The following is a 21,070-nucleotide window of genomic DNA, read 5'->3' on the forward strand; positions in this document are numbered from 1 at the left end:
TTTTTGTTGCTCAGGTACTTAAAAAAAATATTTTATAATAGTGTTGCGGAATTAAGGATTATTAATTAATTCCCCTACCTTTGCGTTCGGATAAAAACAGAGCTACATCATGAAACAATATTTAGACCTGCTGAACCGCGTACTGACCGAAGGCGTAGAGAAAAGCGACCGTACGGGTACCGGCACCATCAGCGTATTCGGCCACCAGATGCGTTTCAACATGGATGAAGGCTTCCCCTGCCTTACTACCAAGAAGCTGCATCTGAAATCAATCATATACGAACTGCTATGGTTCCTCCAAGGAGACACCAATGTGAAATATCTTCAGGACAACGGTGTACGCATCTGGAACGAATGGGCGGACGAAAACGGTGACCTGGGACATATCTACGGGTATCAATGGCGCTCCTGGCCGAACTATAAAGGTGGATTCATCGACCAAATCAGCGAAGCTGTAGAAACCATCAAGCACAATCCCGACTCACGCCGGATTATAGTCAGCGCATGGAATGTAGGCGATTTGGACAACATGAACCTCCCTCCCTGCCACGCTTTCTTCCAGTTCTATGTCGCCAACGGACGGCTGAGCCTGCAACTGTACCAGCGTAGTGCGGACATTTTTTTAGGAGTGCCCTTCAACATTGCTTCCTATGCCCTGCTCCTGCAGATGATGGCGCAAGTCACCGGACTGAAAGCCGGAGATTTCATCCATACCTTAGGAGACGCCCACATCTATCTGAACCATCTGGAGCAGGTAAAGCTCCAACTATCTCGTGAACCGCGGGATTTGCCGCAGATGAGAATCAATCCGGATGTGAAAAACATCTTCGATTTCAAGTTCGAGGATTTTGAGTTGGTCAACTATAACCCGCATCCGCATATTGCAGGGAAAGTGTCAGTATAAATCCTACAATAAAAAGATAGAAAGAGAAAAGAATTTTACACACATATGATTAGTATTATTGCTGCAGTAGACAGAAAGAGAGGTATCGGCTATCAGAACCGGTTGTTATTCTGGCTTCCCAATGATTTGAAGCGTTTCAAAGCCCTCACCACGGGAAATACCATCATCATGGGCCGAAAGACTTTTGAATCTCTCCCCAAAGGTGCGCTTCCCAACCGCCGCAACGTTGTTCTGTCCACTCAAAAAGATTTGATCTGTCCCGGTACAGAAGTTTTTCCCTCATTGGAAGAAGCACTAAGCAGTTGCCAGCCCGACGAACACGTCTACATCATCGGCGGTGCAAGCGTTTATCGCCAGGCACTCCCCTTTGCAGATACCCTCTGCCTGACCGAAGTGGATGCAGAAGCCCCTCAGGTGGACGCCTACTTTCCCGAAGTCGCTCCGACTGTATGGCAAGAAAAAAGCAGGGAGTCCCATCCCGCAGATGAGAAGCATCCCTGCCCTTATGCATTCGTCGATTATATCCACCGGTAAAATTAATCTTCCTCTTCTTCTACCGTTATAGGCATCTGCCGCTTGATGGCTTCGTGGAAAGAAATCAAGGTTTCCGTACGCGCCAGTCCCAGCGGCTGCAACTTATCATGTATGATGCTCAGCAAATGATGGTTGTTGCGGGCATAAAGCTTTATGAACATATCATACTTGCCCGTTGTAAAATGGCATTCCACAATCTCGGGAATAGCTTCCAATGCTCTCGTTACAGCATCAAAAGAAGCAGGATCCTTTAGATAGATACCGATATAGGCGCATGTTTCATATCCTATCTTCTCCGGATCAATCACATATTCAGAACCTTTCAATATACCTAAGTTTGTCAGCTTTTGAATGCGCTGATGAATGGCTGCTCCCGATACATTACAAGCTCTGGCCACTTCAAGAAAAGGAATGCGTGCATTATCGGCTATAAGTTTTAAAATCTGTTCGTCTAAAGTATCCAATTGATGATGTCCCATTTCAAATTCTAATGATTAATAAATTACTATATCTCCCGCATATCTATACGGCAACATGCAAAGTTAGCTATTTTTTCGCCAATAAAAATACGGTTTATAACTTTTCTTGCAAAAAAAAGAATAATACCGCATATCAGGCATTTCAAAGTGCATATGCAAAATTCCATCTCGCACGACCGGAAAATTGCAGATGAGCTTTAAAGATATTATCTTTGTAGTAGCAATAATAATGAACCGTTATGAAAAAGTATTCCTTATTCCTATTATGCCTGATGGCAGCAATATCCTTGCATGCCCAAAGTTTTGCCGATTATTTTGCAGATAAAACCCTGCGTGTCGACTATATCTTTACCGGAAATGCAGCCAAACAAGAGATATGCCTGGACGGATTGTCTTGTCTCCCCTCTTGGGCAGGAAGGAAGCATCATTTATCTGAGTTGCCCCTGCAAGGAAACGGACAAATCATTATGCGAGATGCAGCCAATGGCAGCGTAATCTACAAAACATCCTTTTCTTCGCTCTTCCAGGAGTGGCTGGAAACGGATGAAGCCAAAGCGGTGACCAAAGGATTCGAAAACACCTTTCTCCTTCCCTATCCCCTCCGTCCTGCAGAAATAGAAATAACACTTCTCGACCCGCGTAGAAATGTACGGGCAAGCATGAAACATACGGTCAGTCCCGACGACATCCTGATACATCAGAAAGGTACTGCCCACATCACACCACATAAATATCTGCTGCAAAGCGGCAATACGGCCAAATGCATCGACGTAGCCATCCTTGCAGAAGGATATACTCCCGAAGAGATGCCGGTATTCTACGAAGACGCAGCCATTGCCTGCGAAAGTCTGTTTGCCCACGAACCCTTCCGGTCCATGAAAAAGCACTTCAACATTGTAGCAGTGGCCAGCCCCTCCGAAGACAGCGGAGTAAGCGTACCACGCCTCGGAGAATGGAAACGGACAGCATTCAGCTCTCATTTCAGCACATTCTATTCAGACCGGTATCTGACAACCTCCCGCGTCAAATCCATACACGATGCGCTGGCGGGAATACCGTATGAACACATCATCATCCTTGCCAATACGGAAGAATACGGAGGCGGTGGAATCTATAATTCCTATACCCTTACTACCGCCCACCATCCCATGTTCCGCCCCGTTGTGGTACATGAGTTCGGGCATAGCTTTGGCGGACTGGCCGATGAATACTTCTACGACAATGACGTGATGACAGATACCTATCCACTAGATGTGGAACCCTGGGAACAGAACATCAGCACAAGAATCGATTTCACTTCCAAATGGAAAGATATGCTTGCTCAAGGAACTCCCGTTCCTACTCCCTCTTCTGAAAGTGGAACATATCCCGTAGGCGTATATGAAGGAGCTGGCTATTCTGCCAAAGGCATCTACCGTCCGGCAGACAATTGCCGCATGCGCACCAATGAATACCCTACTTTCTGCCCGGTCTGCCAACGGGCCATCTGCCGCGTCATTGAATTTTATACTGAATAAAAACAAACTAAACTAAAAGAACTTATGATCAGACTTCAACGTATTACAACAGCTGACACAGACTTGTACAGCTCCATGGAGAAATTAATGACTCAATCGTTCCCTTCAGAGGAGTACCGGGAACTGGAGGAATTGCGCAAGTATACAGATACCAAAACGCACTTCTATAACAATATCATCTTCCATAACAACACCCCGGTAGGTCTCATCACTTACTGGGATTTCGGACATTTTTACTATATAGAGCATTTTGCCATTGACCCCGCACAGCGTAACGGCGGATATGGAAAGAGCGTACTAAACCATTTATGCCAACTCTTAAAACATCCCATCGTCTTGGAGGTGGAAATACCCGAAGAAGAAATGGCTAAACGCCGCATTAACTTCTATCAACGGCAAGGATTCTCCTTATGGGAAAAGCCCTACCAACAACCACCCTATAAAACAGGCGACAACTACCTGCCTATGCTCATCATGGCCTATGGAGATATAGAATGTGGAAAGGATTTTGACTCTGTAAAGGAACACATCTACCGCGAAGTATATAATGTGAAATCTTAAAAACCCAATATACTTAAAACAATAAAGGTCGTTTCAACAAATGAAACGACCTTTATTATATCATTAAACTAACTTTTACTGACGCGGTTGCGCAGAATAGTTAATCTTCAAAGCATAAGCCTTACGAAGCGCTTCTTTGATATCTGTTACGATACCCATTTTCGTATCTTGGTCAACTTTCAAAGACACTGTCATCTGCGGCTGATCTTCTTCCTTCATACTGGCACGTTCACCAATAATGTAATCTTGAATTTCAGCAACTTCAGCATAGCTGTCGTTCAACTGGATACGGCTCTCATTACCTAACTTCTTACGAAATTCGGCAGTAGGTTTTCCTACATAGATAAACGTAACCAAAGACTTCTTTTCAAGTTTCTCCAATTCTGTAGCTTGCGGAACCTTAAACTCAACCTTCAATGTTACCTCACGCATCGTTGTTACAATCATGAAGAAGAACAACAAGGTGAAGATAAGGTCAGGCAGAGAAGAAGTGTTCAACGCCGGCATTCCACGTTTACCAGTCTTATTAAATTTTCCCATTACTTCTTTTCTCCGTACTTTTTAGGTTCTGCCTCAGAAATCTTCTGAGAATAAATTTCACGAATTGCATCTTGTTGTTCTTGATCCAACTCCATATAATTCTTCTGCCACTTTTCCTGAGCCAATTCATCACGCAACTCGTTATAAGCTGCTACCAACTCATTCTGTACAGACATATATGCTTTGTATGAAGAACCACGGTCACAACGCAAAGAAATCACATGGCCTTCCGTCACTTGTACTGTACCGAAGAAAGGAACATTCTTAGAAATCTTTTCCGGTTTTGTATCTTCGTTATACGGATTGGCAATAAATTCTTTTGCTTTTGCACGCAATTGGTCAACAGTAATATAATCATTCCCGCACATTAACTGGTCCTGCATGTTCAAGAAGACTTGCAATACGTTGCGTTCCTTCTTCTTTGCATCGTCCAACTTCTGGTCCTTTTCCGGTGGAGGCGGCAAACGTCTTGCCAAACCACGGTCGGTATCCATAGATGTTGTAATCAAGAAGAAAATCAGCAACAAGAAAGCGATGTCCGCAGTAGAACTTGAGTTAATTTCAGGAACTTCTCTTTTCTTTTTAGCCATTGTAATTATATCTTTAAATTGAGTTACCTCAATTGATTATGATAATTTTTTCTTAATGCTACTAAAAATGATTGCCAAGACTGTACCAGCAAACAAGATATAGATAGAATAAAGGAACATGTCAGTAAGCTTCAACCAGAAAGGTACGTTCTCAGTTCCGCTATAACCCGGAATAACAAGTGGTTCTTCACTACCCATAGTCCAAGAAATAACAACAACTGCAACCAATATAACCAAACCAATCAAAGATTTCAACGCTGCTCCCGGATTGTCTTTCAGTGCAGCTCCAAATTGGAACAAAACACCAACCACGGTAGCAATAATAGCTACAAAGAACAGAATGTACATCAAATAAATCAATGCGTCTGTATGAGCCGGTTGCCACATTTCTGCGTCAACGCTTGCCAACACTGCATCGCCCTGAGCATCTCCACCGAAGAAGAACATGCCCAACACTACCAAGATGATAGCGAACATGACATACAGTGCATAGTATGATACTTTATATGATAACTTAGCCATCTTAATTATTTTTTGTATTTCAAGTCATATTTGATAACCATATCCAACAGAGAGATAGAAGAATCTTCCATTTCGCTGGTCAAAGCTTCAATCTTAGCCAGGATGTAGTTATAGAATACCTGCAGAATCAAGGCAACGATCAAACCGAAGATAGTTGTAATCAAGGCAACCTTCATACCACCTGCTACAACCGTCGGAGAGATATCACCTACCTGCTGGATCTTATCAAATGCCTGCACCATACCGATTACAGTACCCAAGAATCCCAAAGACGGAGCCATAGCGATGAACAGTGTAATCCAAGAGCAACCTTTTTCCAGGTAACCAGCTTGTACACCACCGTAAGAAACTACTGACTTTTCTACTACGTCGATACCTTGGTCAATTCTCATCAGACCTTGATAGTAGATAGAAGCGATAGGACCTCTAGTGTTACGTGCGATGTCTTTAGCAGCTTCAACGTCACCTTTTTCCAAAGCAGCTTCAATAGCAGCCAAGAATTTCTTTGTGTTGATTTCAGCCAAGCTCAAATAAATGATACGTTCAATACAAAATGCAAGACCGATAACCAATGCGATAGCTACCAAACTCATGAAAGATGCAGTACCTTCAATAAACTTAGTTTTGAGTTCTTTGTGGATACCACCTTCTGCAGCTTCCATTGCGGCAGGAGCAGCAGCGTCAGCAGCAGGTGCTACAGCTGCTTGTTCAGTTTGTTCAGCTGCAGGAGCATCTTGAGCCTGAGCAAGTTGAGTTGAGCCAAATGTTAAGACTCCCATCACAGCAACAATTGCAAATAACTTTTTCATTGTGTGTCTAATTTTTAAGATTAATTAATTAATTTATTTATTATAATTTGTTGTTTTATCTCCATTTTATCACACTGCGGAGAGACGGGGATTCGAACCCCGGATACCCTTTAGGGGTATACACGCTTTCCAGGCGTGCCTCTTCAACCACTCGAGCATCTCTCCAATAGACGCCTTTTCTGAAATCGGGTGCAAATTACAAAAAAAATGCGAACCACCAGCGTTTTCAGCTACAAATGTATTCTTTTTTTTGTTGTTCTGCCTCATTCTCCCCGTTTTATATTAAATAAAATCTCAAAATTAATAAACTTTAAAATCTTAAAGAACTTATTTGAGCATTCCGAACACTTTTAAAGCGTTATCAGAAGTAACCTGGGCCACCTTTTCAGGAGAGTTCCCATAGATTCCGGCCACCTTTACCAAAGTATCCTTAACATATGCGCTTTCGTTCCTCTTGCCTCGATTGGGAACCGGAGTCAGATAAGGGGAATCGGTTTCCAGCACGATGCGTTCCAAAGGAATATTCTTCAAGACTTCGGGTAAAGTTGATTTCTTGAAAGTCACCACACCATTTATTCCTATCATGAAATCCGCAAATTCCATAATCCTGCAGGCCTCTTCCGAGGTTCCCGTAAAACTATGGAAAATTCCTTTCAAAGGAGTCTGCTGATAGGGTTTCAACACATTATATATATGGTCGAACGCTTCCCTACAATGCAGCACTACCGGCAAACCGTATTCCAAAGCCCACTCAATCTGCTTGTCCAACACCCTTTGCTGCTCTCTAAGAAAAGTCTTATCCCAATACAAGTCCATACCAATCTCGCCAACCGCAACAAATTCATTCGGTGAAGCCAGCTCCCGGGCCACTATTTCCAACTCCTTTTCATAATCCGCATCCACAGAGGTAGGGTGCAATCCAATCATCGGATAGCAATACCCTTTATATTCACGGCACACCCGAAGCATAGGTCCTATGGTGGTACTATCGATATTGGGCATAAAAATATGCGTGACTCCTGCCTCACGGGCACGAGCCATCACTTGAGGCAAATCCTCTGCAAACTCTTCTAAAAAAAGATGGGAATGTGAATCAATCAATCTCATTCTTCAACTTACTCTTTGCGTTTCTCACCGGTACGGTAATAATAGATTATTCCATAATCACGGCATAAATCCAAACGTTTCTCATTGGGAGTGACCTCCTCGAATTTCTTTTCAACCTGGTTCCATATATCCAAAATCAAACCATCCGCCTCTGCACGCATCGAAGCCAAGGTGTCCAAACTGCGGGCTGTCAAAGATTGAAGATTCTTTTGCTTCTCATAACTATCCATGAAAATATCATAATGCACCCTCACTTTTGCAATCGTAGGGTTATAAATGGGAATTCCTCCCTGGGATATACGTTTGTTTTCCCCATCCACGATTTTACGCCCCCACTCTGCCAAGGCAGGCTCTGTCGATAAATCAGGCACATTATTGTTGCTTGTGTCCAAACCGTAATATTCCTTATGAGCAATACGCACTTCAGAACGGATGACAGCTAAATTCAACACCTGGATAAAATGAGAAATATACAGACGGGCAGTCTTTACATTAGCCTGATGCTTACGTCCCGCCCGAGCCTGCCGCTCAAAACAGTCGGCATAATAAGCTTGCGCAGCTTCAAACTTTGTAAGAAAATTCCGCGCATCAGTCAACGCCTTCAAAGATACGGCCAAATCATACACATTACATATATCACCCTTGACGACCACTGCTTTCAGCGCCCGTATTCTCGCTTGATCTGTATTAGGCAATCTTCTATAAGGCATTTTCTCCCGGATTTAAAGTTATACTTCCCGATGCATCAGGTTAGCCATCAGGTTCTTCAATTCCTCTTTCTTTTCATCTGCCACCTTCACCGCCAACAGACTTTCCATTGCGCGTTCACAATACTCTTCCATCTTTTTCTCACACAGTTCCTTGACGCCAATCCGGTTATACAGTTCCGTCACCGCAGCAACTTTCTCCTCCGGGTTGAATGCAACAGCATCCACCCAAGCATTCAAGCGGGTCAACTGCTCCTCATCCGCATGTTCAAAAGCCTTTATCAACATGTAGGTCTTTTTATTGCACAGAATATCACCTCCAATATTCTTTCCAAAGACGGCAGTATCGCCATAAACATCCAGGAAATCATCTTTCAACTGAAAAGCGACACCCAAGTTCATGCCAAAATCATACAACTGCTCCGCATCTTCAGAAGAAGCCCCTCCCAAAAGAGCGCCAATCTTCAAGCTTGCAGCCAACAATACCGAAGTTTTCAGACGAATCATTTCCAGATACTCCTCTGCCTTCACATCCTTCCGATGTTCAAACTCCATATCCAGCTGCTGTCCTTCACAGATTTCCAGTGCAGTCAGGCTAAATATATCCATCACCTCTTTCAGGTGTTCAACCGGACATTGAGCCATAAACTGATAAGCTAATACAAGCATTGCATCCCCCGAAAGGATGGCAGCATTGTCATCCCAAACTTTATGTACCGTCTCCTTACCACGGCGACGGTCTGCACGGTCCATCAAGTCGTCATGCAAAAGAGTATAATTATGATACACTTCAATCCCCGTTGCAGGGTTAAAAATACGGGTAATATCCTCCTGATACAGATTGTAGGCCATCAACATCAATACCGGACGGATTCTTTTTCCGCCCATGGACAACACATAGGTAACGGGAGCATATAAACCTTGAGGAGTACGGGTAAACTGCAATTCTGCAATATGAGAATTTATTCTTTCTAAAAGCTCGGAAGCTGTAAACATGGCATTTTCAGAATTTAGGGAATAGCGGATAATGAAAAGAGGCTGCATTCCGGCAGCCTCTCCCACTTATAGATATTTTATTACTGCAATCTAAACATTACAGGCACGGTATACTTAACACGAACGGGTTTACCACGCTGCATACCGGGTTTCCACTTCGGCATGCCCATAATCACGCGGACAGCTTCTTTGTCCAAATACGGGTCAACGCCTCTCAGAACTTTAGCATCTACGATACTACCGTCCTTATTAACCACGAACTGTACAGTTACACGGCCTTGAGTTCCGTTTTCCTGTGCAATAGTAGGATATTTAATATTCTTGCTCAAATACTGCATCAAACCAGCCATACCACCATTCGGGAACTCAGGCATCTGTTCTACCACCTCAAAAATAGTCTGTTCTTCCGGTTCTTCCTCTTCCACTGCTACGGGAACATATTTGATTTCCACTGCCTGGTTCAATTCTTCAGAAGATACAATGGCCGTTTCTTCCACGTCAGCATCGTCTTCAACGATAGTCAACGTCTCTGCAATTGAAGGGGCTTCGGGAGGCGGAGGAGTAACCTGCTCCGGCTGTTCTGTAATAGGGATGATTTCCTCTTCAAAAAATACGTCGGTAATAGCCTGGCTCGTGTCAATCTTGATGTCACGCTTTGTCCACTCGAACGCAACAAACATGAAAGCGAGCACGATTACATAACCGACAAGCAGCCAAGTCGACTTCTTACTCTCCAGGTCTGCCTTAGGTGATTTCTTAATTTCCATAATTTATAATATAATTTTAGTGTTTCTCATTTGGGGCAAATATAGCACTTTTCCCAAGAATGTTCACGCTCTGCTGTTTTTTTTTACACAATAGGCGCTCCATTTTCATTTTTTTAATCCTTCAAAAACCTTCATGTGCTTTTGTGCCACAAATGTAACGAGATATTTTAAAAATACCGTATCTTTGGCAAGAATTTTAAATGAAATATTGAAATTTTCTGTTTTGCAGGTGTTATACCTATATAACTATAGCATAAAAGTCATGAAAAAGATAACAATAGCAATCGACGGTTTTTCCTCTTGCGGGAAAAGCACTATGGCCAAAGACCTCGCCCGCGAAATCGGTTACATATATATAGATAGTGGTGCCATGTATCGGGCAGTAACATTATATAGTATAGAGAATGGTATTTTCCAGGGTGACCGCATAGATGCCGAAAAACTGAAAAGTCTAATAAAGGATATACATATTTCTTTCCGCCTGAACCCCGAAACCGGACGCCCAGATACCTACCTGAACGGAGTAAATGTAGAAAACAAAATCCGTACCATGGAAGTATCTTCACGTGTCAGCCCCATTGCAACATTGGATTTCGTACGCGAAGCTATGGTGGCACAGCAACAAGAGATGGGCAAGGCCAAGGGTATCGTTATGGATGGGCGCGACATCGGCACTACCGTTTTTCCGGATGCCGAGCTGAAAATTTTTGTAACCGCCACCCCCGAGATACGGGCACAACGCCGCTATGACGAACTAAAGGCCAAAGGGGAAGAAGCCAGCTTTGACGAAATTCTGGAAAATGTGAAACAACGGGACTATATTGACCAAAACCGGGATGTAAGTCCGCTGCGCAAAGCTTCTGACGCTTTATTGTTGGACAACAGCCACCTGAGCATTTCCCAACAAAAGGAATGGCTGGCGGAACAATTCGAACGGGTTATAAAGGAGAAGAACTGAACCGGATATGGCAAAAGTAGAAATAGACGAAGGCTCCGGCTTCTGTTTCGGAGTTGTCACCGCAATAAACAAGGCAGAAGAGGAACTGGCGAAAGGAGGAACCCTCTATTGTCTGGGAGACATCGTGCACAACAGCCGTGAAGTGGAACGCCTGAAGGCAATGGGGCTGATTACCATCAACCATGAGGAATTCAACCACCTCCACAACGCCAAAGTGCTGCTGCGTGCTCATGGAGAGCCCCCTGAAACTTATGACATTGCCCGCCGCAACAATATAGAAATCATTGACGCAACCTGCCCGGTCGTACTCCGCCTGCAAAAGAAGATTAAGCAAGAGTACGTCCAGGAAGACAACCGCGACAAGCAAATTGTCATCTATGGCAAAAATGGACACGCCGAAGTACTGGGTCTGGTAGGACAAACCACCGGAAAGGCCATCGTCATCGAAAAGCAGGAAGAGGCAAGGAAACTGGATTTCAGCAAAGACATCCGTCTCTACTCCCAGACCACAAAGTCTCTGGACGGATTTCAAAACATTGTGAAATACATAGAGGGACATATCTCACCGAAAGTCACTTTCGAGTCCTATGACACTATCTGCCGACAAGTGGCAAACCGGATACCTAATATCCGGAAATTTGCAGCTTCCCATGATTTAATATTCTTTGTCAGCGGCAAAAAAAGCTCTAACGGCAAGATGCTGTTCAGTGAGTGTAAAAAAGTCAATGCCAATTCACATTTGATAGACAGTGCCGAAGAAATAGATAGTTCTCTGTTAGCCGGTGCCAATTCCATCGGTGTCTGCGGAGCCACTTCCACCCCCAAATGGCTGATGGAAGAAATTTCAGAAGCCATAAAGTCAAAACTTAAATAACAGTTTGTCATCCTTTTGGAACAGCAAATTAACGTAATTTATTAGTCACCGCCTCAGCTTTTTACTATCTTTGCGGCATGAAAAAATAGTCCAAATCTATTTTTCATCATGATTATTAATACTAAACAAAAAGATTGTTATGGGAACAGTTAAGTGCATTGGTATCTTGACATCAGGAGGTGATGCTCCGGGAATGAACGCAGCCATACGTGCCGTGACACGTTCGGCTATTTACAACGGACTTTCAGTTAAAGGTATATATAGAGGTTACAAAGGTCTGGTAACCGGCGAAATCAAAGAATTCAAAAGCCAAAATGTCAGCAACATCATCCAGCTGGGTGGTACAATCCTGAAGACAGCCCGCTGCAAAGAGTTCACGACTCCCGAGGGCCGCCAAATTGCTTACGACAACATGAAGAAAGAAGGCATTGACGCCTTAGTGATTATCGGAGGCGACGGTTCGCTGACCGGTGCTCGTATCTTTGCACAAGAGTTTGACGTGCCTTGTATCGGGCTGCCGGGAACTATCGACAATGACCTTTATGGAACAGATACCACTATCGGCTACGACACCGCGCTGAACACGATCCTGGATGCTGTGGACAAAATCCGTGATACAGCCACTTCCCATGAGCGCTTGTTTTTCGTAGAAGTCATGGGACGCGATGCCGGTTTCCTCGCTCTGAACGGCGCCATCGCCTCCGGAGCAGAAGCAGCCATTATCCCGGAATTCAGTACGGAAGTGGACCAACTGGAAGAATTCATCAAGAACGGTTTCCGGAAATCCAAGAACAGCAGTATCGTACTGGTAGCCGAGAGTGAACTGACCGGCGGTGCAATGCACTATGCAGAGCGTGTAAAGAACGAATACCCCCAATATGACGTACGCGTAACCATCCTCGGTCACTTGCAACGCGGTGGTAGCCCTACGGCACACGACCGTATCCTTGCCAGCCGTCTGGGCGCAGCCGCCATCGACGCCATCATGGAAGGACAGCGCAATGTCATGATAGGCATTGACCACGATGAAGTGGTATACGTTCCCTTCACGAAGGCCATCAAGAATGACAAACCCATCAAGAAAGACCTTGTAAATGTATTGAGAGAACTGTCTATCTAATGACAGACTGTTCAGATACCCCATAAACAGAGAAGGCGACATATGCGCCTTCTCTGTTTTTTACAACCATTTTTTCACTATACTTTCCGTCCTCTCCCACAGTTCTTCCATCTGTACATGCCGGGTGTACTTCTCCGAAAGAGACTTGGGACGGCAACTGGCATTCAATGTCCCCGTACGTTTACCGGCATCCTCATCCAGCAATAAGCCGACAGCCGTTGCAGCTCCCTTACGGGGAGTACGGATAAAAGGCCTGAAAAGTATATCTGTCAGCGGGTCAAACCACATATGCATGGTGATGATATTGGTAGACACAATCCCCGGGTCAGCCGCATTCACAACAATACCTTTGTGTTTGACGCGACTGGCCAAGTCGATGGTGAACAGAGTCAATGCCAGCTTCGTGTTGCTATATATAGGAATGCGCCAAAAGCCACCCTTCCTTCCCCGGAGGAAAAAATCCGGAAAGTCAAGATGACCGATGGCATACGTACAAGATACCATATTCACAATACGGCTCCCCTCTCCCATCAATGGCAGCAGCTTGCGGGTCAGCAGGTAAGGCCCTACATAATTGACACTCACCGTCCGTTCCAGTCCGTCTTCGGTAATGCGGCGTTCCGTTTCCATGGTTCCGGCATTGTTCATCAGCAACGCCAACGGCTCTCCCCGCTTCAACAGATGCTCTGCAAATGCGGCCACTGAAGCCAGAGATGCCAAATCAATGGGAGCAGTCTCAATACGCGGATTACCGGTTTCACGCATCAGCAGTTGCCGCTTGGGTTCGGCAGCTTGGGGGTCACGGCATGCCATGATGACCTGATAGCCGGCAGTTGCCACTGCGCGGGTAATTTCCATGCCCATGCCACCGTCTGCCCCGGTTATAACAGCTAAATTCACTTTAATAATTAAAAATTGAAAATTAAAAACTAAAAATCAGCCTTTCGCTTCGATTTTCTCTATCTCCCTTTTCAGACAAGGTGGAAGCTCCTCCTTCAAATGCTGATGGCATGCCATCTCGATGGAATACATCCGGGCAATGCAATAATTACTATGCCGGCAGTTGCAACGTGCATTCTCTTCGGCACGCATGCGGTTGACAAACCCCGGCTCATTGAGCAGAGCGCGTGCCATTTGCACAGCCTCGAAGCCGTCATCCAGCACCTCATCTATCTTGTCCCTGGAAACCAGGCCACCCACATAAACCAACGGTATCTTCAAGGCGGCACGGAATTTCAAGGCATCTTCCAGGAAATAAGCTTCCTTAAACGGTACGCTCGGTATCATCCATTTGCCTACCATGCGTACACCGTATTTCAACCACCAGCAGGTCATGTAATGCGTCATGCTGCGGATAGGCATTTCGCCCCGCATGACATACATCGGCGCCTTACTGACGAACCCACCGCTCAAGACCAGCGCATGTGCTCCCGACTGCTCCAGCCTCCGGGCCACCTGCATCGTCTCGTCCAGCTCCATCCCTCCACGGAAACCGTCGCGCATGTTCATCTTCACCAGCACAGCCATATCACTGCCGGCAGCCTTCATCACTTCTTCCATCACCATATCCATAAAACGCATACGGTTCTGCAACGAGCCTCCGAACTCGTCTTTCCGATGGTTGGTGGACGGGGACAAGAACTGGCTGATGAGATAGCCATGCCCTGCATGAATCTCTACAGAATCAAATCCGGCCTCCCGTGCCAGATTCACCGAACGTCCATAAGCACGCGCCATCTCCGGCAGCTCATCGGCACGCAGTCCGCGCACAAAGGTAGGAGAGTAAAGATTGAAACCGGAAGATGCGCCGACGGGCATACAACCGCAAATGCTCTTATGGGACATATTGCCACAGTGTCCCAACTGGATGCCTGCCGCAGCCCCCTCCGCATGTATGGCATCAGTCAGCCTACGGAGTCCGGGGATAATCTCAGGACGCATCCACAACTGGCGGTCAAAAGACAAACCGCTCTGAGTAACTGCCGCATAGGCAACAGTAGTCATACCTATACCTCCCGCCGCTACCGACCGATGATAGTCGAGCAACATGTCCGACGGAGCGTTTCCGGGACACATGCTCTCGAAAGCAGCCGAACGGATGGTACGGTTACGCAAGGTCAACGGTCCGAAAGTGACGGGGGTGAATAACTTGGATTCCATCGTTATGAGTTATGAGTTATGAGTTATAAGTTATGAATTATTCATTTTCCATTTTCAACTCTCCATTTTCCATTAATAAAGAAATGGAATGATGCGTTTGCGCTTTCCTACCGCCTCATCACCAAACTCCTCCCGATAACGGCGGTGAATGGCATCGGCACGGGGAACAAGGTTGGCAAACGTCCACCAGACGAACACCCAGGCGGCGGGAGAAGCTGTGAGTATGGCAAACCCCGTCCATTCCACCAGTTCACCGAAGTAATTGGCAGAAGTGACGTATCGGTAAAGCCCTTTTCCGGGAAGATAATGCTTCGTATCACCTGGCCTGCGCAGATGACGTATCACATAGTCGGAATGCAAATTGACGAACATACCTGCAAAAAACAGAATGATTCCCAACAAGGCATGAGGTTTCAGCAAATAGGCCCAGCCATCGGCATACAAGCCTTCGGGAGCGAAATAGAACAAACCGCCCGCCTGCATCATCCCGTTCAAAAGGTTGAAGACGATACCCATCGCCATAATAGCTACCGGCATCCGGCTTTTACCTTTCAGCAGGAACGGAAAAATAAAGGCCCGCTGAAGATAGTGCAACTGAAACAGCAGGAAGAAGAAATATACCGGCACGGCAAATCCCGCTCCACTCTTCCCCCACAACCCAAACATGACGATGAATACCGGCGCTTCCATAAGCACCCACGCCAGTTTATTATTGATGGAGATTCCCCACGAGGCAGTACGGAACATGCCATAACCCGCTTTGACAAAATAGAGTGCAATAAAGACAACCAATGCCACAGCACTCATTACCCACAGAAATATCTGAAAAGTTTCCTGATTCATAGTTCTTTATTTATGCGAAGCAAAGATAAAGAAAACTCACAACAAACAAATCGTTTTCCCCGGATAATTGTTTTTTCATGCAAAAACCAGTGTTTTTTACTGAGAAGATTAAGCAGTAGAGATACGAAAATCTAATCGTTCCATCATGGAGTAAATTTCATTCCACCATGGAGAAAAAACCGTTCCACCATGGTGGAACGATTTTTTCCCCGTGATGGAACGATTTAAAAGATACAAGTCTAATCCTTACCGTTTCTTAATGGGCACATAAGCCACCTCATCCAAAACATTCTTATAGGCAGGACGGATAATACGCTTGCCTTCGAAATTCAATTCTTCATTGCGATGTGCACACCAACCGACAATACGTGCCATGGCAAACAAAGGCGTGAAGATTTCCTGCGGCAGCCCAATCATCTCGTAGACAAAGCCCGAATAGAAATCCACATTACTCGAAACCGTCTTGCCATTATTCTTCACACGGCCAAACACATCAATGGCGCGCTCCTCGAGCAGTTCAAGGAAAGCGAACTCGCGTTCTTTCCCTTTTTCGCGGGCAAGGTCGCGGGCAAGCTCTTTCAGCAGAATGGCGCGCGGGTCGGAAATGGTATAGACGGCATGTCCGATACCATATATCAAGCCGGTCTTGTTATAGGCTTCCTTGTTGAGCATGCGGGTGAAGTAAGTATCAATCTCATCCACATTCGTCCAGTCCTGAATGTTTTCCTGCAGATGGTGGAACATATCGGCAACCTGGATATTGGCACCTCCATGAAGCGGCCCTTTCAAGGAACCGATACCTGCCGCTATCGAAGAGTAAGTATCCGTCCCGGTAGAAGAAGTGACACGTACGGTAAAAGTGGAGTTGTTACCACCACCGTGCTCGGCCTGAAGAACCAGCAGCAGGTCGAGCGTGCGGGCATCCAGCTCCGTGTAGTCCTTCTTCAGCATATAGAGGAAATTCTCGGCAATGGAAAGGTTTTCCTGCGGATGGCGGATATGCAGTGAACGGCCATGGGTGGCATGGCGAAGCATGTTATAGGCATACGCAATGATGGTCGGGAATTTCGAAATAAGCTCAATGCTCTGCCGCATCAGATTATCGCGGGAAGTGTCATCTGCATCAGGGTCAAAACGATACATCTCGAGCACGCTGCGCGCCAGGATGTTCATAATGTTGTTTCCTTCGAGTTCAATGATATTCATCTTGGTCTTCTGCTCCAGCGGCATGTTGTCGTTGATGAGTTCACGGAAAGAAGAGAGTTCTTCCTTGTCGGGCAGGCGACCGGAAAGCAACAAGTAGGCAATTTCCTCAAAACCGAAACGCTTCTCTTTGATGATGGCGTGTGCCAAGTCATCCACATCATAACCGCGGTAGAACAATTTGCCGGGAATAGGCTTCAGCCCTCCACCGGGGATGCGTTCATAGCCGACCACATTGCCTATTTTGGTCAACCCCACCAAGACTCCCGTGCCGTCCTCATTACGCAAACCGCGCTTCACATCAAACTTCCTGAACAGTTCATTCTCAATCCGGGTAGCTTCCTTCAAATCTTCGGAAAGCTTGTAAATCAGATACTCCTTCTTCATAATCGTTTCGTTTTATTCGTTATTCCCATTTTCTATTCTCCTTACAATCTCCCGGGTGAAAGTCGAAGTGGACAGCGAGACGCCACCCGGCATAAAACGGGCCAAGTCGGCAGTAGCACGGGCTTCTGTGAAACTTTCCTCCAAGGCGTTCTCTATAAGAGAGGCTGCTTCCTTCCAACCCAGATATTCAAGCATCATCACAGCGGAAAGGATGATGGAACAGGGATTCACAATGTCTTTCCCGGCAATGTTCGGAGCCGTCCCGTGAGTAGCCTCAAAAATGGCATGCCCCGTTTTATAGTTGATATTCGCACCCGGTGCAATGCCGATGCCGCCTACCATGGCAGCCAGTTGGTCGGACACATAATCGCCGTTCAGATTCAACGTGGCAATCACGGAATATTCTTCGGGGATAAGCAACGTGTTCTGCAAGAATGCATCGGCAATGCAGTCCTTGATGACCAGACGCCCTTCTGCCAGCTCTTTACCAAACTCACATTCTGCCAGCTCGTACCCCCACTTCTTGAAACCGCCTTCCGTAAATTTCATGATGTTTCCTTTGTGTACCAAGGTCACGGAAGGCAGATGATGCTCAAGCGCGTATTGGCAGGCGGCACGCACCAAGCGCTCTGTTCCTTCTCTTGAAACGGGCTTCACGCCAAACGAGGAGGTTTCGGGAAAACGGACTTTTGTCACCCCCATGTCATCATGGAGAAAACGATAGAACTTTTCAGCCTCCGGAGTTCCGGCTTCCCATTCGATGCCTGCATAAATATCCTCGGTATTCTCACGGAATACGCACATATCCACCTTCTGCGGCTCTTTGAGTGGAGAAACAATACCCTTATACCAACGTACCGGACGTTGGCAGACATACAAATCAAGCGTCTGACGCAATGCCACGTTCAACGAACGGATACCTCCGCCGACAGGTGTTGTCAAAGGACCTTTGATGCCCACCTTATAAGTGCGGAAGGCTTCCATCGTTTCATCCGGCAGCCAGGAGCCGGTTTCGTGGAAAGCACGTTCTCCTGCCAGCACTTCTTTCCATTCAATGCCACGCCGGTCACCATAGGATTTCCTGACAGCGGCATTCACGACAGCCTGCATGGATGGGGTCACTTCTGCTCCCACTCCATCGCCGGAAATAAAAGGTACAGTAATTTTTTCCATATTCTATCTTGCATTAAGTGCAGAACCGGCCCGGAACCAGGCTATCTGCTGTTCGTTATACGTATGTTGTACTTCAAAACTTTCTTTACTCCCGTCCTCGTGATGAAGAACCACCTTCAACGTACGTCCCGAAGCAAAATCTTTCAACCCCATGACAGAAATCAGGTCGCGTTCCCGAATCTTGTCATAATCGGCCTTATCCGTAAAGGTCAGTGCCAACATGCCTTGTTTCTTTAAATTCGTCTCATGGATACGGGCAAAGCTTTTCGCCAAAATGACGCGTACATTCAAGAAGCGTGGTTCCATGGCAGCATGCTCACGGCTGGACCCTTCACCATAATTCTCTTCGGCAACGACAATGGAAGGGATGCCTTCTGATTTATACAGCTTCGCAGTGCCTGACACTGTTCCATAGGTATTGGTGGAGCGGTTCCAAACCTTGTTCGTCTCTCCATTGAAAGCATTGACAGCCCCCATCAGCATATTGTCCGAAATATTCTCCAAATGTCCCCGGAAACGGAGCCATGGCCCCGCCATAGAGATGTGGTCGGTGGTACATTTCCCTTGCACTTTAATCAATAAAGGCATATTCAGCAAGTCCATGCCATCCCAGGCTGGGAAGGGAGTCAGCAGTTGCAAGCGCTGTGAATGAGGATTGACCGTAATTTCCGTCTGTCCTTTGCCTGGAGCAATGTATCCTTCCTTTCCTCCTATAAACCCGTGTGCCGGCAGTTCTTCACCGACCGGTTCGGACAGTTTCACAACCTCTCCTTTGGCATTGACCAGCGTATCCCTCAACGGGTCGAAACAAAGGTCACCGGCAATGGTCAGCGCCATCGTTATCTCCGGGGAAGCGACGTAAGCAAAAGTGTTGGGATTTCCATCGGCACGTTTGGCAAAATTACGGTTAAAAGAGGTGACGATGGAATTTTTGCGTTCGGGGTCATCAGTATGGCGCTTCCACTGGCCAATACAAGGTCCGCAGGCATTCGCCATTATCGTTGCGCCAATATCTTCGAAAGCGGCAATCATGCCGTCGCGTTCAGCAGTGGCACGTATCTGCTCCGAACCGGGGTTGACAATCAGCGGAGAAGCAACCTTCAAATTCTTTTCCTTTACCTGCCGGGCAAGGGAGGCTGCGCGGCTCAAATCCTGATAGGACGAATTGGTGCACGACCCTATCAGGCCGACTTCCATCCGGCGGGGATAGTTATTGGTTATCACTACCTCGGCAAATTTCGATATCGGTGTTGCTGCATCCGGCGTAAAGGGCCCATTGATATACGGTTCCAACAGCGAGAGGTCTATTTCAATGATGCGGTCGTAATATTTTTCCGGATTTGCCAGCACTTCGTCGTCGGCGCGAAGGTCGGCAGCTACGGAAGCAGCCATTTTTACCACTTCTTCACGTCCGGTAGCCTTCAAATAAGTACCCATGCGCTCATCGTAAGGGAAAAGGGAGGTAGTCGCCCCCACCTCTGCCCCCATATTGCAGATGGTAGCCTTTCCAGTGGCAGACAATGAAGCGGTTCCCGGTCCAAAATATTCAATGATGGCATTGGTTCCCCCTTTTACAGTAAGAATACCCGCCAACTTCAGAATAACATCTTTGGGAGCTACCCAGCCACTCAATTTACCCTTCAAGTGTACGCCTATCAGACGCGGCATTTTTAGTTCCCATTCCATGCCGGTCATCACATCCACCGCATCGGCACCACCCACACCAATGGCCACCATGCCCAAACCTCCGGCATTGGGCGTATGAGAGTCCGTGCCTACCATCATTCCACCCGGAAATGCGTAGTTCTCCAATACCACCTGGTGAATAATGCCTGCTCCCGGCTGCCAAAAACCTATGCCATAGCGGGAGGAAACATCACGGAGAAAATTATAGACCTCCTCGTTGGTCTTCGTAGCAGTCACGATATCTTCTTTTGCACCTTTATATGCTTGAATCAAATGGTCACAGTGCACAGTGGAAGGCACGGCAACCTGCTCACGGCCTGCATTCATAAATTGCAATAAGGCCATTTGAGCCGTTGCATCCTGCATGGCCACACGGTCGGGACGGAAATTCACATAGTCTTCTCCCCGTCTGTAGTTCTTCACTTTATCCCCATCATACAAATGAGCATACAAAATTTTCTCTGCTAAAGTCATCGGACGCCGCAGTACGTTCCGTACGCGTTCTATCTTCTCCGAATAAGCGGCATAAAACGTTTTGAGCATCGTTAAATCATATACCATAACCACTATTTTTTAGTTTTTCATTATTGTAAAGATTACAAATTAATATCATAAACAAATAAAAAGGCTGAA

The 21,070-nt window shown here is 46.2% G+C and carries 22 protein-coding genes and 1 tRNA gene; 7 read left to right on the forward strand and 16 right to left on the reverse strand.

The annotated features are described in order from the left end of the window. Positions 1-109: 109 nt before the first annotated feature. On the forward strand, positions 110-904 hold the full coding sequence (locus tag DXD65_RS14835; protein ID WP_005827101.1) for a thymidylate synthase: 795 nt from the start codon (positions 110-112) through the stop codon (positions 902-904). A 45-nt stretch (positions 905-949) separates the two neighbouring features. After that, positions 950-1,438, forward strand: a complete 489-nt coding sequence (locus DXD65_RS14840) for a dihydrofolate reductase (protein ID WP_008664019.1) — start codon at positions 950-952, stop codon at positions 1,436-1,438. Positions 1,439-1,440: 2 nt separating this feature from the next. Here DXD65_RS14840 and DXD65_RS14845 read toward each other — a convergent pair whose 3' ends face one another. Further along, the gene (locus DXD65_RS14845) at positions 1,441-1,917 is read right to left on the reverse strand and encodes an Lrp/AsnC family transcriptional regulator (protein ID WP_005827104.1); all 477 of its coding nucleotides are present in this window, start codon (positions 1,915-1,917) and stop codon (positions 1,441-1,443) included. 239 nt (positions 1,918-2,156) lie between these two features. On the opposite strand from DXD65_RS14845, the gene DXD65_RS14855 reads away from it, so the two are divergent. Beyond that, the gene (locus DXD65_RS14855; protein ID WP_005833095.1) at positions 2,157-3,434 is read left to right on the forward strand and encodes an IgA Peptidase M64; all 1,278 of its coding nucleotides are present in this window, start codon (positions 2,157-2,159) and stop codon (positions 3,432-3,434) included. 24 nt (positions 3,435-3,458) lie between these two features. Further along, on the forward strand, positions 3,459-3,995 hold the full coding sequence (locus tag DXD65_RS14860) for a GNAT family N-acetyltransferase (protein ID WP_057255766.1): 537 nt from the start codon (positions 3,459-3,461) through the stop codon (positions 3,993-3,995). Positions 3,996-4,070: 75 nt separating this feature from the next. Here DXD65_RS14860 and DXD65_RS14865 read toward each other — a convergent pair whose 3' ends face one another. The 9 genes from DXD65_RS14865 to DXD65_RS14905 all read right to left on the reverse strand — a co-directional run bounded on the left by DXD65_RS14865 (position 4,071) and on the right by DXD65_RS14905 (position 10,033). Then, entirely contained in the window at positions 4,071-4,535 is a 465-nt protein-coding gene (locus tag DXD65_RS14865) for an ExbD/TolR family protein (protein ID WP_005827114.1), read from the reverse strand. Next, entirely contained in the window at positions 4,535-5,125 is a 591-nt protein-coding gene (locus DXD65_RS14870; RefSeq protein ID WP_005827116.1) for an ExbD/TolR family protein, read from the reverse strand. The genes DXD65_RS14865 and DXD65_RS14870 overlap by 1 nt, the downstream gene beginning before the upstream one ends. A 36-nt stretch (positions 5,126-5,161) precedes the next feature. Further along, positions 5,162-5,647: a hypothetical protein gene (locus DXD65_RS14875; protein WP_005827118.1), complete on the reverse strand. Its 486-nt coding sequence runs from the start codon at positions 5,645-5,647 to the stop codon at positions 5,162-5,164. Positions 5,648-5,652: 5 nt separating this feature from the next. Next, a complete protein-coding gene (locus DXD65_RS14880; protein ID WP_009037966.1) occupies positions 5,653-6,456 on the reverse strand; it encodes a MotA/TolQ/ExbB proton channel family protein in 804 nt (267 codons plus the stop codon). A 77-nt stretch (positions 6,457-6,533) separates the two neighbouring features. Continuing rightward, positions 6,534-6,621, reverse strand: a tRNA-Ser gene (locus DXD65_RS14885). A gap of 162 nt (positions 6,622-6,783) precedes the next feature. Next, the gene (locus DXD65_RS14890; RefSeq protein WP_009037964.1) at positions 6,784-7,563 is read right to left on the reverse strand and encodes a TatD family hydrolase; all 780 of its coding nucleotides are present in this window, start codon (positions 7,561-7,563) and stop codon (positions 6,784-6,786) included. An 8-nt stretch (positions 7,564-7,571) separates the two neighbouring features. Further along, entirely contained in the window at positions 7,572-8,273 is a 702-nt protein-coding gene (locus DXD65_RS14895; protein WP_005827126.1) for a hypothetical protein, read from the reverse strand. A gap of 18 nt (positions 8,274-8,291) precedes the next feature. Then, positions 8,292-9,266, reverse strand: coding sequence for a polyprenyl synthetase family protein (locus DXD65_RS14900; RefSeq protein ID WP_034532842.1), 975 nt, complete (start codon positions 9,264-9,266; stop codon positions 8,292-8,294). Positions 9,267-9,346: 80 nt separating this feature from the next. Further along, positions 9,347-10,033 carry an energy transducer TonB gene (locus DXD65_RS14905; RefSeq protein ID WP_005827130.1) on the reverse strand — a complete coding sequence of 229 codons (687 nt, stop codon included), beginning with the start codon at positions 10,031-10,033 and terminating at the stop codon, positions 9,347-9,349. A 262-nt stretch (positions 10,034-10,295) separates the two neighbouring features. On the opposite strand from DXD65_RS14905, the gene cmk reads away from it, so the two are divergent. The 3 genes from cmk to pfkA all read left to right on the forward strand — a co-directional run bounded on the left by cmk (position 10,296) and on the right by pfkA (position 12,985). Further along, on the forward strand, positions 10,296-10,991 hold the full coding sequence (gene cmk, locus DXD65_RS14910) for a (d)CMP kinase (protein WP_034525522.1): 696 nt from the start codon (positions 10,296-10,298) through the stop codon (positions 10,989-10,991). A 7-nt stretch (positions 10,992-10,998) separates the two neighbouring features. Then, positions 10,999-11,865 carry a 4-hydroxy-3-methylbut-2-enyl diphosphate reductase gene (locus DXD65_RS14915; protein WP_005827134.1) on the forward strand — a complete coding sequence of 289 codons (867 nt, stop codon included), beginning with the start codon at positions 10,999-11,001 and terminating at the stop codon, positions 11,863-11,865. 139 nt (positions 11,866-12,004) lie between these two features. Beyond that, complete coding sequence (gene pfkA / locus DXD65_RS14920; protein ID WP_005827137.1) at positions 12,005-12,985, forward strand: 6-phosphofructokinase; 981 nt, start codon at positions 12,005-12,007, stop codon at positions 12,983-12,985. Positions 12,986-13,045: 60 nt separating this feature from the next. On the opposite strand, the gene DXD65_RS14925 is transcribed toward pfkA, so the two are convergent. The 6 genes from DXD65_RS14925 to DXD65_RS14950 all read right to left on the reverse strand — a co-directional run bounded on the left by DXD65_RS14925 (position 13,046) and on the right by DXD65_RS14950 (position 20,998). Beyond that, the gene (locus DXD65_RS14925) at positions 13,046-13,885 is read right to left on the reverse strand and encodes an SDR family oxidoreductase (protein ID WP_005827139.1); all 840 of its coding nucleotides are present in this window, start codon (positions 13,883-13,885) and stop codon (positions 13,046-13,048) included. Positions 13,886-13,921: 36 nt separating this feature from the next. Beyond that, positions 13,922-15,145 carry an NADH:flavin oxidoreductase gene (locus tag DXD65_RS14930; RefSeq protein WP_008664036.1) on the reverse strand — a complete coding sequence of 408 codons (1,224 nt, stop codon included), beginning with the start codon at positions 15,143-15,145 and terminating at the stop codon, positions 13,922-13,924. 72 nt (positions 15,146-15,217) lie between these two features. Continuing rightward, a complete protein-coding gene (locus DXD65_RS14935; protein WP_005827144.1) occupies positions 15,218-15,988 on the reverse strand; it encodes a DUF1295 domain-containing protein in 771 nt (256 codons plus the stop codon). 246 nt (positions 15,989-16,234) lie between these two features. Further along, positions 16,235-17,578 (reverse strand): citrate/2-methylcitrate synthase, encoded by a 1,344-nt coding sequence (locus tag DXD65_RS14940; RefSeq protein ID WP_009037962.1) that lies wholly within the window; start codon positions 17,576-17,578, stop codon positions 16,235-16,237. A gap of 12 nt (positions 17,579-17,590) precedes the next feature. Continuing rightward, positions 17,591-18,751 (reverse strand): NADP-dependent isocitrate dehydrogenase, encoded by a 1,161-nt coding sequence (gene icd / locus DXD65_RS14945; RefSeq protein ID WP_005827150.1) that lies wholly within the window; start codon positions 18,749-18,751, stop codon positions 17,591-17,593. A 3-nt stretch (positions 18,752-18,754) separates the two neighbouring features. Further along, a complete protein-coding gene (locus tag DXD65_RS14950; RefSeq protein ID WP_117887765.1) occupies positions 18,755-20,998 on the reverse strand; it encodes an aconitate hydratase in 2,244 nt (747 codons plus the stop codon). Positions 20,999-21,070: the final 72 nt, after the last annotated feature.

The sequence above is a fragment of the Bacteroides sp. 4_1_36 genome (assembly GCF_003466325.1).
Classification (GTDB): Bacteria; Bacteroidota; Bacteroidia; order Bacteroidales; family Bacteroidaceae; genus Bacteroides; species Bacteroides uniformis.

Excerpts from the sequence above, each read along its gene's own strand:
- DXD65_RS14875 (WP_005827118.1), bottom strand. The coding sequence starts at position 5,647 with ATGGCTAAGTTATCATATAAAGTATCATACTATGCACTGTATGTCATG.
- DXD65_RS14845 (WP_005827104.1), bottom strand. The coding sequence starts at position 1,917 with ATGGGACATCATCAATTGGATACTTTAGACGAACAGATTTTAAAACTT.
- DXD65_RS14940 (WP_009037962.1), bottom strand. The coding sequence starts at position 17,578 with ATGAAGAAGGAGTATCTGATTTACAAGCTTTCCGAAGATTTGAAGGAA.
- DXD65_RS14950 (WP_117887765.1), bottom strand. The coding sequence starts at position 20,998 with ATGGTATATGATTTAACGATGCTCAAAACGTTTTATGCCGCTTATTCG.
- DXD65_RS14835 (WP_005827101.1), top strand. The coding sequence starts at position 110 with ATGAAACAATATTTAGACCTGCTGAACCGCGTACTGACCGAAGGCGTA.
- DXD65_RS14880 (WP_009037966.1), bottom strand. The coding sequence starts at position 6,456 with ATGAAAAAGTTATTTGCAATTGTTGCTGTGATGGGAGTCTTAACATTT.
- pfkA (WP_005827137.1), top strand. The coding sequence starts at position 12,005 with ATGGGAACAGTTAAGTGCATTGGTATCTTGACATCAGGAGGTGATGCT.
- DXD65_RS14890 (WP_009037964.1), bottom strand. The coding sequence starts at position 7,563 with ATGAGATTGATTGATTCACATTCCCATCTTTTTTTAGAAGAGTTTGCA.
- DXD65_RS14930 (WP_008664036.1), bottom strand. The coding sequence starts at position 15,145 with ATGGAATCCAAGTTATTCACCCCCGTCACTTTCGGACCGTTGACCTTG.
- DXD65_RS14860 (WP_057255766.1), top strand. The coding sequence starts at position 3,459 with ATGATCAGACTTCAACGTATTACAACAGCTGACACAGACTTGTACAGC.
- DXD65_RS14905 (WP_005827130.1), bottom strand. The coding sequence starts at position 10,033 with ATGGAAATTAAGAAATCACCTAAGGCAGACCTGGAGAGTAAGAAGTCG.
- DXD65_RS14865 (WP_005827114.1), bottom strand. The coding sequence starts at position 4,535 with ATGGGAAAATTTAATAAGACTGGTAAACGTGGAATGCCGGCGTTGAAC.
- DXD65_RS14900 (WP_034532842.1), bottom strand. The coding sequence starts at position 9,266 with ATGTTTACAGCTTCCGAGCTTTTAGAAAGAATAAATTCTCATATTGCA.
- DXD65_RS14840 (WP_008664019.1), top strand. The coding sequence starts at position 950 with ATGATTAGTATTATTGCTGCAGTAGACAGAAAGAGAGGTATCGGCTAT.
- DXD65_RS14870 (WP_005827116.1), bottom strand. The coding sequence starts at position 5,125 with ATGGCTAAAAAGAAAAGAGAAGTTCCTGAAATTAACTCAAGTTCTACT.
- DXD65_RS14895 (WP_005827126.1), bottom strand. The coding sequence starts at position 8,273 with ATGCCTTATAGAAGATTGCCTAATACAGATCAAGCGAGAATACGGGCG.
- cmk (WP_034525522.1), top strand. The coding sequence starts at position 10,296 with ATGAAAAAGATAACAATAGCAATCGACGGTTTTTCCTCTTGCGGGAAA.
- DXD65_RS14855 (WP_005833095.1), top strand. The coding sequence starts at position 2,157 with ATGAAAAAGTATTCCTTATTCCTATTATGCCTGATGGCAGCAATATCC.
- icd (WP_005827150.1), bottom strand. The coding sequence starts at position 18,751 with ATGGAAAAAATTACTGTACCTTTTATTTCCGGCGATGGAGTGGGAGCA.
- DXD65_RS14935 (WP_005827144.1), bottom strand. The coding sequence starts at position 15,988 with ATGAATCAGGAAACTTTTCAGATATTTCTGTGGGTAATGAGTGCTGTG.
- DXD65_RS14915 (WP_005827134.1), top strand. The coding sequence starts at position 10,999 with ATGGCAAAAGTAGAAATAGACGAAGGCTCCGGCTTCTGTTTCGGAGTT.